This window comes from Microcoleus sp. AT9b-C3, from assembly GCF_036705485.1.
In the GTDB taxonomy this organism is placed as follows: Bacteria; Cyanobacteriota; Cyanobacteriia; order Cyanobacteriales; family Microcoleaceae; genus Microcoleus.
Window position 1 is genome coordinate 1 of the sequence record NZ_JAUBUR010000027.1, and the last position, 12,394, is coordinate 12,394.

A 12,394-nucleotide genomic window follows, 5' to 3' on the forward strand; every position below is an offset into this window, starting at 1 on the left:
CCTTCGAGTGCTTTTCCTAACGCGAAGGATGGAACATAGGATTTCCCCTCGTTCATGCGACCGCGCATATATGGATCTACCGAAATGTAGAGATTGCGAACGAGCACTTGTCCATCTTGAAGTGGCTCTAGTTTGGTCTCGGCGATCGCAAAGTTATCTGCGGTAGGAATCCCCTTGGGGCGAGAGACTAGCCGAATCTCGCGGCTCACGATCTCTGTCATAATTTTCTCCTTATTGGGTAGATTTTCAGAACTCAATTGACTTAAGTTGTAGCGGTTGTTTTTATTTACTGAAGGCATGGATGCCAAACATCACTCGCGCCAAATCCTAACGATTGACCGTACTCATATCGGGGTAGCGATCGCCCATGGCAATTCCTAATGGCAGCGATGAAGGCGATTTGCTCTAGTTCTGCTTGAGTCAGCCCCGCAGCAGCAGCCGCAATGTTTTCTTCTAAATAGGTGCGACGTTTAGTGCCGCTTCATTGGCACAATGTCTTCGCCTTGGGCTAATACCCATGCCAGCGCCAACTGTCCGGCTGTGATACCCAATTCGGCTGCCATCTGCTCGATTTGCTCGACTAGCACTGAAACTACTAATCCTTGATTGCCGAGTTTTCGCTGTTTCATGATTTTTTCCTATTAGTCTAAAGTTCTTGACCTGTCGGACGGAGGATGATTTCATTCACATCAACATTACCGGGCTACTCAATCGCAAAGGCGATCGCACGGTCAATGGCATCTGCATCAATGGCAATCGCATAAAGTTCATTCATGCTAGAACGTTTGAGGTATCTCGGTTCTTAGCGACTGCTGACTCCATCAGTTGTGCGTCCGCTCATTTCACTCACGTCGATGCGGTAGATTGCGATCGCTTCTGAACGTCCCTGAGCATCAATCCAGGTTCGATTGATAGCTGGTGACAGCGTGGGATTGCGTTCTTTGATCGAGTGCATTGCCCGATCAATGTCTTCCTGAACTGTGAGGCGGGAGGCTCGACCATTCACAATCACGCTGCGCCAATGAAGCGGCTCGCGTATTTCTTCAACCTGCAAACAAATTTCTGGATTTGCATCAAGATCGTGAGTCTTCATGCCTTCGGTTGTAAACAGGTAAATGTCCGAATCTTCGAGATAATAATTCATTGGCATCACGTAGGGTTTGCCTTCGTGTATGCAGCCTAGATGACCGTATCCTACTTGGTGTAGCAGCTCCTGTATTTCTTGTGAACTCATTTCATCAATATCTAACATTACTATTCTCTTAAAAAATCAGTTGATTGGTATTATTGAACAGAAATAAACCCGGCTTTACATCTGTCGTTAGATGGAGTCGATATGTGAAAGTCAATGATCCGAGTCAATAGCCTGTTGAGAAAACGAGCGCCTCACAAATCTTCTGCCCGCTTAATTGATGCTTTTTTACCAGCTACGCTAGCAACAACCAAACAGACCGTGACTAGGGCGATCTACTCGGTGAGTTTCACCCAGCAAAATTGCCGAAGCCAGAATCGTCAAAAATGGTTGCCACAACTGAATTTGACCTACCTGTGTAACTTCACCCATTGCCCTACCATGATACCAGGCAAAAAATGCGATAAATTGACTAAAAATACTCACATCAGCCCAACCCCACCAGGCGCTCGGTGAAGCTATCAATCCTTGTTTTTAAACAACAAAAATTGTGGGGAAAACCTAGAAATAATCGAGAATCACCAATGCCCAACCAATAACTTGCCACCCACCTAAAACTTTAGCTAATCGCCCACTTTCAGCATAGCCAAAATCAGTAGCAATTATCGAACCCAATAGCGCTAAATCTCCGAGCTGAAGCTGTCGGGCAGCGCTAATAATTCAAAAAAAGACAACCGTTATACTACCGACAATGCTAGCAATCCAAAAAGTGAAGTCACGGCGATCGCCACCACCAACACCTCCATTTGCGAGAAACTAAACCCAGACCAAAACCCCAACACCTCCGCCATGCCCAAAATCCCTGAGTGCGATCGTTGCCTTTTGTACGCCCGCAACCCCCACCTCGTCTGTGCCGTCCATCCCACGGGGCCCAACACCAATACTTGCCCCGACTTTCGAGAAGACCCCAATGCCGCATCAGAGGAACTGTGGGAACCCGAAGGTGCGAGTTATTACAACGGCGAATTGATTCTGCAACCGAGACAACGGTGGACATCAGAGCAACAGTTAGAACTTTTGGACACGCACCCACTGTTTACCGGCCGATGTCCCCGGTGTGAACGCCCGTTCCCCCAGTATGAAACGCCCCCGGTGCATTGGGATTGCCCGGCTTGCGGGTGGATGGACGATTCGGTGTGAGGCGATGGTCGCAGCAGTTCTGTTTTGATAATGGCGATCGTTACGCTTTCTAGAGCATCTGTGCACCTAACTTTCTGGTTAAGATTGAATAAGTTAAATAAACAATTATGGTTTTTCAAGTAAGCGAGCTAGTATTTAGGTAGCTTGATTACTAAATGGGCTTTTTAGTTAAGTTGTTTAGTATAAAAGGGAATGTAGTTTGTATGAACAATCTATACCACAAAGTCGCCGTTGCCTCTGTTTGCACGGCTCTAGGTTGTGTTCTGGGAACAAGCGAAGAAGCTAAAGCAGCTACATTTAGCTTGGCACCTACTATCACTTTTGCAGTCACAGATTATTTACCCCCCGCCTCTGACGGACTGGGAGACGAATTTCATATAGGTGGGGCTGGTCTTGTACTAAGCGGAATATATAGTCCAACGGGAAAAGGTGCTGAGATAGCAACCTTGACCGAAATTAATATCGGCAACTTTTCTTTTGCCCCTAATAGTATTACCAGTGCTATTATTCAAACTCGGCTTAACTTTGGGGTATATGGTTTTGGGATTAACGAGCCTATAAGTAACCCTGGTAATCTTGGTATCTTTGGCTATGTAGGAAACGGAACAGCGGAGGTTTCAGATTTTGAAGCAGGAGTGTTTTTAAGTTCTATAGATATCTCCTCATTATCTGCTGGTGCTATTCTCAACTTCAACGTGACTTCCTTTGTTAATCAACGAGTTAATAACGGTGATGCTTTTGTTGGGTTTGGCATTCGCGCTTTGAACTTTGGTGCCGTTAGCTTAACGGGTACGGGTTCAGGTTCAGGCGGCCCGGTAAAGCTGATAATTGGACCTCCCGATGCCCCCGAGCCTGTGCCTGAACCGACCACAATCTTTGGTTCAGCTATAGCCCTGGGCTTGGGAGGATGGCTGAAACGAAAGAAATCAAATCCCCAGAATAAAACAACGCCACAAGGTTAATCTACGGTTTGATAACCTAATTTAAATTTCAAGTTATCAGTTGCGGGCAACAGCTTGCTCGAAAGCCCACTTGGAAGTGCAGCCGACTAATCCCCCAGCAAACACCACAAACGCACATTGAGGAAATACAGTTAACACCGCTTGCCTCATGCGGCCACCACTGCCACGCACCAAACAGTATGGCAGTGTAAAGACCGAGTTCGGTTATTTTGCCTGTGGTTGCTTCACAGATCGTCCAACCCTGCCTGATTCCCCGACCACAACCGACTATCAATCGAACGAACAGCACCAAATTAAAGAAGATAGCGATGCTGCTGAGGATGTTGCTGTTGATGTTCTGCAAAAAAGTGATGAAATTCATAGAGTTGATTTTTAGAACAACTTCAGGATAGCAAGCTTAACAGGAGTTGTGCGGTCGCTGCTTTTCAAGTTTGCTCACCATCATCAGCCCAGGAGTCACAAACTAAAAAACCCAGGGGTCGCGGGGCTGTGTGCGATCGCCAAGCGAGTTTCTGCTGCTGTGTATTTTGTGTACTCCGGGTGGCGATCGCTCTCCAACTGAGTCAAGCGTGAAATGATGGTGAGGTAGGCACTAAGAAATATGGAATGCAGAGAAATGACTGACCCGCCGCTCGAACAAATCGATTTGCTGGACACCGACTATGCCGACATCCTCGCCAACAGCAGCCATCCCGCGTTTGAAATGCAACTGGTTCGGTTTGGGATTGATGCAGCAAAAGCCCGCACCGCCACCAACTTCATCGCCCTCATGCGCCAAAAACCCGACACTCCCGAACAATGGGCAGCTTTAACCGAGGCTTGGGAAGAGGCTTGCGGCTTCGAGCCCGAACTCGAACACCTGCAACTGCTCGTACAATTGCTGTGGAACCATCAAAGAAACGGTGCAAGCGATAGATAACCCGCAGCGTTTAGTTCAGTTCACCGCAATAAGTTAGCAAAAGCATCACTCGGTAATCCCTCTTTGAGCAGCGAGAATTCCTCGATGTAATTGCCCTCAAATATGCTGAGGTTATCCATCATGCGAGTGCGCGTTGCTAGAACAGATTGCACCCATGTTGTAGAAAGCGGAACTCCAAAATAGCAACCCGGAGTATCCCAAGTTGGGTCGATGGCATATCCGTCGGGTGTAATCAACCAAGCATGGCTAATGGGAAATCCAACATCGGCATGAAGGGCGTATCCTTCGGCGTAGGTGAGGTTGCTGTTGGCAAGTGCTAATTGCTGGCAGTTCCAGTAACCCAACTTCGGTACGCCAGCTTCAACGGTTGGAGGCAACGGTTTCGGTTCCATCGGGAAGCCGCAGCGCAGCACCAATTCTTCGTACCTTTGGTACATCCAGTTAGCTCTCTTCTGCGGTGTTTCGACAGCAGCAACTACGTTTTCTAAATATTCCTTTATCTGCTGTGCTGAGATAGTTTGAGTTCGAGTATTCACCGTTGCAATTCCTGTTATGTTGGGTTTACTTGTTCGAGGTTTCCAAACGGTTCCACAGTGGTAATAGTTCGACATCCTGGGGATTGTACAGGAGTTGTTTGAATAACGGAAACTCTTTGAGGTACATCTTATAGAGCTTGAGATTGCTTTGAAAGCTGGCTTCGGTGTTAGCTATTCTATCAGCCAATTTAACAATCAAAGCTTTTTTGTTGGATTGGATCTTTAGTGCGGTTTTGCGAAAGCGCTCGACTCGGTTTTCCCCCGGCTCACTGGTTACTGCCCACACAATATCCGCCGTTTCTTTCCCGAATTCAGACACCAACATCTCATAAGTTGTTGGCGTATCTTCTAGCGTATCGTGGAGCAATCCTGCTGCTGCAATCGCTTCATCACCTCCATAACCGAATTCACTCAGCACTTGAGATACTTGAGCCAAATGGTACGAATAAGGATGCTCGCCGTATTTCTGATTGCCGTGTTTGGCAATTGCAAATTCTTTAGCGGTGTCTGTAATGTTCATGACATTCAATTAATTCGAGATTAGACAAGAGCGTCTGCCGGGAATCCTTGTTTGAAAATTGAAAACTCTTCGAGATAATTCCCTTGCAAAATGCTCAATTCATCGGTGCGTCCCTTCTGCTTTCGGGAATTCCAAATTGATTTTACCCATGCCGTCTGGAACGCAATTCCCAAATAACAACAGCCGAAAGGTTCCCAAGTCGGGTCAATTGCGTATCCGTCGGTATCTAGCAGCCAAGCGTGTTGCAGCGGTAGAGACACGCCTTCCGCCATTGCGTAGCCTTCGACGTAAGTTAAGTTGCGGTTTTTTAACACTAAGCGCTGGCAGTTAGCATAACAGAAGCTCGGCTGACCTTGTTTGATGTTTTTGGGTAGCGGTTTGGGTTCCATCACCGTTCCGCATTCTAACGCCAATTCCTCAAAACCCCGGTACTTCCAATCAATTCTGCCTGGTACGTTTTTCATCACCGCGGCTAAATTTTGCAAGTATCCTGTGAATTGCTCTAGGTCGGTCGTTTCAGTTGAATTGTTCATCACTTGATTTGTTCGGTTACTTCGGTTACTTCGTTGGACATCGCCATCAGCAGTTGATATTTACCAATCAAGTTATTGATTTTGGACGCATCCACATTAGTATGGGAACCTATTGCATTGCCTTCTTTTATTCTACGTGAAATAATCTGCAATGATCCCTCTAATTGTTCGATTTCTGAGAGCAATGTTGCCTTAATTGTTTCAAAGTCCACAATCTCCTCCTGATTATTCTTCCAACTTCATCAACTTTCCCAGCTTCCGGTTGAGCAAATCGGCATCGCTTTCACCCTCGCATCGCTCCTTCTCCAACCATTCTAAAATCTCTGGTTTGGGGCGAAACGAGAACACGGGGCGCTTGCTGTCGTACTTAGCTTTGGCTTTGCGGATAACTTCGGGATTGTTGGTGTGATATTGCTGCTGCGCTGAGATTTCCACAACTTCGATGGCCGTCCACCTCGCTTGGATTCTTTCACCCTGCCGTCCCACTAAAACATGAGATTCGAGATACTTTCGAGCGCCCCGTTCCGTTTTCCACTTCTTTGCTCCTTCCAAAGTAGCCGAATCAATGGCGTTGTATTCGGGATTTCCCTGCGTTTCGGTGGCATAGCGCACTCGATTATCCTTTTTGAACCTGATGGCGTACAAGCTCAACTTGTGACCTCCTGCAACCGCTGCTGCTGGTAACGCTCCCAAGCTTGCACCGCCAATTGTTCAAAATGAGTGTCAGGATAGTCGAAAGATAAAGCCTCAGAACTATGATTCCGGTAAGCCTCTTCTGCTGCTTTTTCTACTTGGATGCGAGCTATCAGAAACTGGGATTTGTGTAGGAGTGAACCTATTTCCGCTTCTGCGATTACTATGTAACTGTTGGGGTATTGAGCCACGGCTTTGTCAGCACCCCTGCGCGTTTTCCAGCGCCTAGCACTCGACAAAGTATGGGCGTAGTAAAACTGTTCGGGTTGTCTGATGGATTGAGCTACAAACATCTGTGTTCTTCTCTACTATGTGGGAACCAAGCTTTAGATACGGCGTATTTAAACCTTGATTGTGTTGCAACTTAACCGACTAGCGGACTCGATACTCGGTTTCTAGGTACTGGATTATGAGCTTCCATTTGGCTTTACAGAATTCTAAAAACTTGGGAAACTTTTCTTCAGGGATTCTGAAACCTGCTTGCCGTGCAAAATAGTAACAAGAGCCATCAAAAAGAGCTCTTCCTCCTCGCTCTCGGTATACTCGGTACACATCTTGCATTGTTATTCCTGCTACGAGTTCTAATTCATCATCGGTAGGAATGGGCAAGTGTTGGGCATCTTCCCAAGTGACTGGTACTTTCATTGGTTGTTTTGACCTCATTTTGGTTGCAATGATTCTCCTGCAAGGCATCTAAACCTTGACTAAATATCCAAATAAATGAACGTATTTAGTCATGAAATACACTCATGGAATATCACTTTTAAACCAAGTTCACGGCAGATAACCCTTAAACCGAATTCACGATAGATAACCTCCAAGCAATTCTCTGCTAGCCTTTTGTGAGGCTGTCCCCGCTGCGTGAAGGAATCAATATCGATAATATCTACCTTGTCTAAAGTTCGCATGAGAGCGATCGCTTCACGGCTGTACGCTCTGGGATATACCACAAACCGAGAACCCACCTCATCCCAAACGCACTTGACTTTAGTTGCGCCGAGAACATCTTGGAGGTCGCCAACTATCGCAGACGGGCCCGACCAATAGAAGCGACCATCATAATGCTTGACTGGTAACTGAGCTGCTGCCATATCCAAGCAAAATTGGCGGTGTTCCGGTTCCGAGTATCTGTTCGTTATTCCCAGGATTGCGCTTCCTTGCCGTGGCCCAGGGCTATTGCCACCGAGTACGGCATCGTATTGATTGGGTTGATTCATGTTTATTGTTCCTCCTGATTCATTGCTTGCGGTATATCATACTTGGCATTAACTTCTAAGTCCCCGAATTCAATTTCTTGTTCTTCGAGATAATTGTCGATTTCACCCAAGCAGGCTGCCGCCATTTTTAAGTAAATTTTCATTCTCGGATTGCTGCCGTGAATATCTTCAATTTCCCATCCTTCTGTTTTGGCTAGTATAATTGCCAATCTTTCGAGTAATTCGTGATACATTGTTATGACTCCTGATTTGATAGGGTTGGTATCTGACACTTTTCGGACACTTTTAAGTCCTCAAACTCTAGCTTTCTTTGTGAGAGGAAACTATCGATTACACTCAAACACGTTTTGACCGTTCCTAAATACACTTGGATAATGACATCGCCCAAGTATATCTTTTCAATCTTTAGTCCGTTAACCTTAGCTAGATTAACGATCAGTCTGTCGGTCAATTCATCCAACAGCAGAATGTTGGCACTGGGAGAGGAAGATGTTCGCCCGATCGTGTAAACTTCCAGCTCTTTGAACGTGATACCTTCTTCTTTCAGCAACCCATCAATGGTTTCAAGAGAAACTTTTGCCATTGCTGGGTAGACCTGAAACTTGGGATTATTGGTATTGGTGTTTCTAAGGGAGTCTCCCTGTCGTCTGGCTAGCTCTACTGCCAATCTTTCGACTAATTCGTGATACATGATGCTAGGCTCCGGGTTATTGGTTTAGGTGATGAATAGATTGCCGTTGCACAAAGGTTCGTCATGCGTAAAATCATTTTTCGTGTTATGTAGGTAAACGCATCCGACATCCTGCGGGTTAATTTGTTCTCGCCTACCAATTACTTGGTGTTCGACCGCAACTAATGCGCCTTCTCCTTCAAAGTCTACAGAAAACTCAACTTCGGCGTCGGGATGGCACATTGTTAATGCTTCTATGAGTTCTTTAACTGTCATGTTTCCTCCCTTCCGATGCTCGGTAAAGATAATTGGTGAATGCGGATAATCTCAGCTTGCACCCAATCGATTGTTGATTGAGCTTCAAAGGGTAAAGAATTGTTGGAGATAAGTGTGTATTCATACCTCCCATTTTTTATCCCAAATCCTGCATAGTTCCACTCCTCGCTATCCTGGATTACCCATTCTTCTGAATAGCCCTTCGTAACGGGAGAGTCTCGTTTGTTGATTTGTAACCCTTTCAAGGACAAGGATTTCTGTAGTTCAGAAATAATAAACTCCGTTGTCTTCATGCTTTCTCCTTTTTCAACGCCGTTTTGTCTGCCCTCATACCATCTATCACCCAACTCTCGAACTAAACTCCTAATAAGGTGCTTAAGATAGCGATTGCGGATACTTTTCGTTCAATTGTTGGAGCAACTTCGGAGCCCTCCAAGATGCAAGATTGATGAGAGCTTCTAAGCGCTCGTACCAATACTTGCGGAGCGCATCAATTTCGGAATTGGCTAAGTTTTGCTCTTGTTCGGTTAAGTCCATCGTCGCCCCTTCAATGGCTTGCTTGGCTTTTTGAATCTGAGCTATACACAGTGCGTACTCCGATTCAATTTCAGCCTCGAATTCTGCAACCAAAACTTGCTGTGATTGAGTCATGTATTCTTTGCCTTTGAGCATACTCGCCCTCCTGTAAAACCTAATATCTTGCTTCTGAGGAAACTGTCGATTTCAACTTGCGCGGGATGCAGTTATTTTTAAATGCACCTTGATTCTGGGATTGTCTGAACGACTGTCATCTTCCCTCCTTTTTGAACATAGCTCTGTCTGCTGCTACCCCATCTATCACCAAACTCTCAAATGCAGCTTCAATCCAGATAGTTGCTCCCGAACACCGAGCTTGGCTGGCATCCTGAACCAACACGCAGCCGCTGGTGAACTCTACCCGTTTGGCATACACCGACCCCAAGTAAGTGTTGATGCTGATAGCCCGCTCGTCCACCAACACTCCCCTGAGCTTGCTAGCTTTTTTATTGGCGGCAGTGATGTGCCGATTCACGTAAATCTGTGCTTTCATTAACCTTGTATCCGAACTTGCTTTGGGTGCTGGCGATCGCTCTCGACTTTGACCGGACTCGGGCGATCGCCTTTTTGATAACCTGCTAGCTAGTGTAGTTAGTTTACGAACTATTGTCAAGGCGCGTATGTCACATTTCTGGGGAGATGCACCATCAATAGAGGATTATTGGCGGGGCATCATCCTTTTTGGCAAGAACGTCGCTTCGTACAAGTTTGCGCTAGCTCAGTCGCTCTTGGAGTTAGCGCCCGGTGGTAAAAGCATCATCACCTTGGATGAGCTGGCAGAGCCATTTGCGCGGCATACTCTGGAACACCTGCGTTTGTGTGATAGCCAATCTCAACAAACCAATGTTCCCTACCCCTTCTTGGAAGCTTGCCGCCACTACGACCGGGGTGAGATTAGCTACGAGGAGTTGATTTCGATTACGGCAAAGGAAGGGTTCAAGGTAGTGCTCGACAAGTTCCACAACGTCAATCAAGGGGAGACACCGCTGCGTTTCTTTGCTTGCGAACGCCGGGGTGCTAAAGCCATTACCCTGACCGATGAGTTGTTTGGGATGCTCTCGGGAAACCAAGGGCAGAACTTACCCCAAGAGGTTGATGCGCGGTGGCGGTTGGTAGAGACGGCATGGGAGTTGAAAGTATCCCGCCACCTGATTAATGTGGATTACGATGCCGACCTCGAACTGCTGTTCGTTCAGCGACCCATGAGCCGTACCAACATCACTTCATGTCGCAGCGCTTTGAACGGCTACCAAAAGGGCAAGTGTTTCTACTGCTTTGGCGAGATTTCAATTATCAGCAGTGCGGCAGATTTAACGGATGTAGACCATTTTTTTCCGCGCGTTCTCATCAACTACCGCATCGCCCATCCCATTGACGGCATCTGGAATCTCGTGCTAGCTTGCGTTAGCTGCAATCGCGGGGTGGGTGGTAAGTTTGACCAGCTCCCCCAGCTTCGGTTTCTAGAAAGGCTCAACACCAGGAACGAGTTTTTGATTGGCAGCCACCACCCGCTCGCTCAAACACTAATACGGCAAACGGGTGATTCAGCACCCAAGCGCTGCTCTTTTTTGAGAGGCAACTACACTGCAGCAAAAACGGGTAGGCTAATTAATAGTAACTGGCAACCTGCTTTTGAGTATCCCCCAGCTTTTTGATTGATGGTTCAACCGATGGCTGAGAAATTTCAGCGAATCAAGCTTTACTTCAACGTAGAAAAGATTTGTTTGGGCGGTGTAGATGACGATTGGTGGCTCAAAGATTTTGACGGCGATTATTGGGCTTCTGATTACTTTTGGCTACCAATTGGCTATAACCCAATTGGACAACATGGAGATGAACTTTTACAATTTCTTACACCTCGTGCTTAGCTAATCAGATGAAAGACGACCGATGCACCCGCAACGCCTCCTACACCCCTGCGGCAGTTGCTACTTAGTTTTCAAGTTGCCCAAGCTCATCGACTACAAATTCTCCTAATTCAACACACACAAATTGTTTATGAACACTCAAAGCCACTCCATCCTCAAATCGCATCCCATCCCCGGTGATGGCGGTCAAGCCCCAGGTTACATTACTCTCAGAGAATGGCGCAAGGATGAAGAATGGGTAACGCACTTTTTCAACCTGCAAGATCAGGGATTTTATTACGGCCGCTACTTCACCGATTTAGCTGAAGCTGAGGCTAACTTCGAGCTGCGGGTAAAGGAATATCTCGGTTTGTTGGGGAAGCTGCCTAGTTCGCTAGAGTCAGAGGAACCTATCCAAATCCCTGAGTGCATCCTCCAAGGTATTGATGCAGTTCGAGAGGCAAACACGACCAATATGTTCCATGCCAACACGGTGCGCCTTCAAGCCGTAGCTTTGGGATATCTAGAAACTGCTCAATGGATTGAAGCTAACTTGGAAATTTATTGCAGCGGTGTTTTTAGGGGTTTCGCAGCTCTGTAAACTGGAGGGAGTCGGTAGTAACAGGAAAAGCGATCGCCAATTGTGAGAGATGAACTATGGCAAAACCAAAAAGGTATCCCGACAATTGGTCTGACATTGCGCTCTCGGTCAAGGAAAGTGCTCTTTGGCGTTGTGCAAAGTGCCATCAACAATGCCTCCGACCGGGTAAGAAAAGCGGCTTAACCAAATCTGAACGGTGTGCTTTAACTCTAACGGTGCACCATCGCAATCGGATACCGGAGGACAACCGCCCAGAAAACTTAATAGCCCTTTGTACCGCGTGTCACCTTTCGTATCACAATCGCGGTCAGTCCAACGTATCGCCGGGGCAATTGTCGCTGTTTCCCGATGATGGCATTGATTGGGATATCCTGAATTTTCATCAGGAATCGGCACCGGAGAGTTTATCGGCTGTTAAATTGAATAATTTGTAGCTATTGCTTCAAGCAGAAACAGACCGACTTTCTTGTGCAGTCCTTGGTTTTGTTGGGGACAGCCAATCTGAATTAAGCATTTAGGGCACCCGTCCGAACACTCGCAATTTAAGGCTAGAGACATTGCTTTAGCAGCGAATAACGGTAACTGCTTCCCTATTTCTTCAGATGCTCCATTTCCCCCATCTGTGGTATCAAAAAAGGTTAATCTGTCTACATCAGCGGTGAAAAAATTTAAAACCCGAGGTTGTACCAATGGCTAACATGAATTTAACGCA

At 46.5% G+C, this 12,394-nt stretch carries 26 protein-coding genes and 1 pseudogene; 7 read left to right on the plus strand and 20 right to left on the minus strand.

The window, feature by feature from the left end:
* The 4 genes and pseudogenes from QUB77_RS21880 to QUB77_RS21895 all read right to left on the minus strand — a co-directional run.
* Positions 1–221, minus strand: a pseudogene (locus tag QUB77_RS21880) (NADP-dependent oxidoreductase); the annotation flags it as partial.
* Between the two features lie 249 nt (positions 222–470).
* Positions 471–629, minus strand: coding sequence for a hypothetical protein (locus QUB77_RS21885; protein WP_333323354.1), 159 nt, complete (start codon positions 627–629; stop codon positions 471–473).
* Positions 630–802: 173 nt separating this feature from the next.
* Positions 803–1,252 carry a pyridoxamine 5'-phosphate oxidase family protein gene (locus QUB77_RS21890; RefSeq protein ID WP_333323356.1) on the minus strand — a complete coding sequence of 150 codons (450 nt, stop codon included), beginning with the start codon at positions 1,250–1,252 and terminating at the stop codon, positions 803–805.
* Positions 1,253–1,432: 180 nt separating this feature from the next.
* Complete coding sequence (locus QUB77_RS21895; RefSeq protein WP_333323359.1) at positions 1,433–1,657, minus strand: EamA family transporter; 225 nt, start codon at positions 1,655–1,657, stop codon at positions 1,433–1,435.
* A gap of 324 nt (positions 1,658–1,981) precedes the next feature.
* Between QUB77_RS21895 and QUB77_RS21900 the strand changes: the two genes are divergently transcribed.
* Positions 1,982–2,332, plus strand: a complete 351-nt coding sequence (locus tag QUB77_RS21900) for a hypothetical protein (RefSeq protein ID WP_333323361.1) — start codon at positions 1,982–1,984, stop codon at positions 2,330–2,332.
* Positions 2,333–2,487: 155 nt separating this feature from the next.
* Positions 2,488–3,294, plus strand: a complete 807-nt coding sequence (locus tag QUB77_RS21905) for a PEP-CTERM sorting domain-containing protein (protein ID WP_333323363.1) — start codon at positions 2,488–2,490, stop codon at positions 3,292–3,294.
* Positions 3,295–3,322: 28 nt separating this feature from the next.
* Here the strand turns inward: QUB77_RS21905 and QUB77_RS21910 are convergent, their stop codons facing one another.
* Positions 3,323–3,655, minus strand: coding sequence for a hypothetical protein (locus tag QUB77_RS21910; protein ID WP_333323365.1), 333 nt, complete (start codon positions 3,653–3,655; stop codon positions 3,323–3,325).
* A gap of 255 nt (positions 3,656–3,910) precedes the next feature.
* Between QUB77_RS21910 and QUB77_RS21915 the strand changes: the two genes are divergently transcribed.
* Entirely contained in the window at positions 3,911–4,213 is a 303-nt protein-coding gene (locus QUB77_RS21915; protein ID WP_333323367.1) for a hypothetical protein, read from the plus strand.
* Positions 4,214–4,233: 20 nt separating this feature from the next.
* Here QUB77_RS21915 and QUB77_RS21920 read toward each other — a convergent pair whose 3' ends face one another.
* The 14 genes from QUB77_RS21920 to QUB77_RS21985 form a co-directional block, all read right to left on the minus strand.
* A complete protein-coding gene (locus QUB77_RS21920) occupies positions 4,234–4,749 on the minus strand; it encodes a hypothetical protein (RefSeq protein ID WP_333323368.1) in 516 nt (171 codons plus the stop codon).
* A gap of 25 nt (positions 4,750–4,774) precedes the next feature.
* A complete protein-coding gene (locus tag QUB77_RS21925; RefSeq protein ID WP_333323370.1) occupies positions 4,775–5,269 on the minus strand; it encodes an HD domain-containing protein in 495 nt (164 codons plus the stop codon).
* A 20-nt stretch (positions 5,270–5,289) separates the two neighbouring features.
* Positions 5,290–5,802, minus strand: a complete 513-nt coding sequence (locus QUB77_RS21930; protein WP_333323373.1) for a hypothetical protein — start codon at positions 5,800–5,802, stop codon at positions 5,290–5,292.
* Entirely contained in the window at positions 5,802–6,014 is a 213-nt protein-coding gene (locus QUB77_RS21935; protein ID WP_333323375.1) for a hypothetical protein, read from the minus strand. The genes QUB77_RS21930 and QUB77_RS21935 overlap by 1 nt, the downstream gene beginning before the upstream one ends.
* Before the next feature lie 13 nt (positions 6,015–6,027).
* On the minus strand, positions 6,028–6,495 hold the full coding sequence (locus QUB77_RS21940; protein WP_333323377.1) for a hypothetical protein: 468 nt from the start codon (positions 6,493–6,495) through the stop codon (positions 6,028–6,030).
* Positions 6,450–6,788 (minus strand): hypothetical protein, encoded by a 339-nt coding sequence (locus QUB77_RS21945; protein ID WP_333323379.1) that lies wholly within the window; start codon positions 6,786–6,788, stop codon positions 6,450–6,452. Before QUB77_RS21945 ends, QUB77_RS21940 begins: the two co-directional genes overlap by 46 nt.
* 79 nt (positions 6,789–6,867) lie before the next feature.
* On the minus strand, positions 6,868–7,140 hold the full coding sequence (locus QUB77_RS21950) for a hypothetical protein (protein ID WP_333323381.1): 273 nt from the start codon (positions 7,138–7,140) through the stop codon (positions 6,868–6,870).
* 89 nt (positions 7,141–7,229) lie between these two features.
* Positions 7,230–7,712, minus strand: a complete 483-nt coding sequence (locus QUB77_RS21955) for a hypothetical protein (RefSeq protein ID WP_333323383.1) — start codon at positions 7,710–7,712, stop codon at positions 7,230–7,232.
* A 2-nt stretch (positions 7,713–7,714) separates the two neighbouring features.
* The gene (locus QUB77_RS21960) at positions 7,715–7,945 is read right to left on the minus strand and encodes a hypothetical protein (RefSeq protein WP_333323384.1); all 231 of its coding nucleotides are present in this window, start codon (positions 7,943–7,945) and stop codon (positions 7,715–7,717) included.
* 2 nt (positions 7,946–7,947) lie between these two features.
* Positions 7,948–8,403 carry a hypothetical protein gene (locus QUB77_RS21965; protein WP_333323386.1) on the minus strand — a complete coding sequence of 152 codons (456 nt, stop codon included), beginning with the start codon at positions 8,401–8,403 and terminating at the stop codon, positions 7,948–7,950.
* 24 nt (positions 8,404–8,427) lie between these two features.
* Positions 8,428–8,658 carry a hypothetical protein gene (locus tag QUB77_RS21970; RefSeq protein ID WP_333323389.1) on the minus strand — a complete coding sequence of 77 codons (231 nt, stop codon included), beginning with the start codon at positions 8,656–8,658 and terminating at the stop codon, positions 8,428–8,430.
* Positions 8,655–8,951, minus strand: a complete 297-nt coding sequence (locus tag QUB77_RS21975; RefSeq protein WP_333323390.1) for a hypothetical protein — start codon at positions 8,949–8,951, stop codon at positions 8,655–8,657. Before QUB77_RS21975 ends, QUB77_RS21970 begins: the two co-directional genes overlap by 4 nt.
* A gap of 82 nt (positions 8,952–9,033) precedes the next feature.
* On the minus strand, positions 9,034–9,330 hold the full coding sequence (locus QUB77_RS21980; RefSeq protein ID WP_333323392.1) for a hypothetical protein: 297 nt from the start codon (positions 9,328–9,330) through the stop codon (positions 9,034–9,036).
* A 115-nt stretch (positions 9,331–9,445) separates the two neighbouring features.
* The gene (locus QUB77_RS21985; RefSeq protein ID WP_333323394.1) at positions 9,446–9,847 is read right to left on the minus strand and encodes a hypothetical protein; all 402 of its coding nucleotides are present in this window, start codon (positions 9,845–9,847) and stop codon (positions 9,446–9,448) included.
* Between the two features lie 7 nt (positions 9,848–9,854).
* Between QUB77_RS21985 and QUB77_RS21990 the strand changes: the two genes are divergently transcribed.
* The 4 genes from QUB77_RS21990 (at position 9,855) to QUB77_RS22005 (ending at position 12,116) form a co-directional block, all read left to right on the plus strand.
* Positions 9,855–10,889: a hypothetical protein gene (locus QUB77_RS21990; protein ID WP_333323396.1), complete on the plus strand. Its 1,035-nt coding sequence runs from the start codon at positions 9,855–9,857 to the stop codon at positions 10,887–10,889.
* A 15-nt stretch (positions 10,890–10,904) separates the two neighbouring features.
* Complete coding sequence (locus QUB77_RS21995) at positions 10,905–11,102, plus strand: hypothetical protein (protein ID WP_333323398.1); 198 nt, start codon at positions 10,905–10,907, stop codon at positions 11,100–11,102.
* 130 nt (positions 11,103–11,232) lie between these two features.
* A complete protein-coding gene (locus QUB77_RS22000; RefSeq protein ID WP_333323400.1) occupies positions 11,233–11,682 on the plus strand; it encodes a hypothetical protein in 450 nt (149 codons plus the stop codon).
* Positions 11,683–11,738: 56 nt separating this feature from the next.
* A complete protein-coding gene (locus QUB77_RS22005) occupies positions 11,739–12,116 on the plus strand; it encodes an HNH endonuclease (protein ID WP_333210082.1) in 378 nt (125 codons plus the stop codon).
* On the opposite strand, the gene QUB77_RS22010 is transcribed toward QUB77_RS22005, so the two are convergent.
* On the minus strand, positions 12,097–12,372 hold the full coding sequence (locus tag QUB77_RS22010; RefSeq protein WP_333210080.1) for a DUF1998 domain-containing protein: 276 nt from the start codon (positions 12,370–12,372) through the stop codon (positions 12,097–12,099). The two genes, QUB77_RS22005 and QUB77_RS22010, sit on opposite strands and share 20 nt — an antisense overlap.
* Between the last annotated feature and the right edge of the window lie 22 nt (positions 12,373–12,394).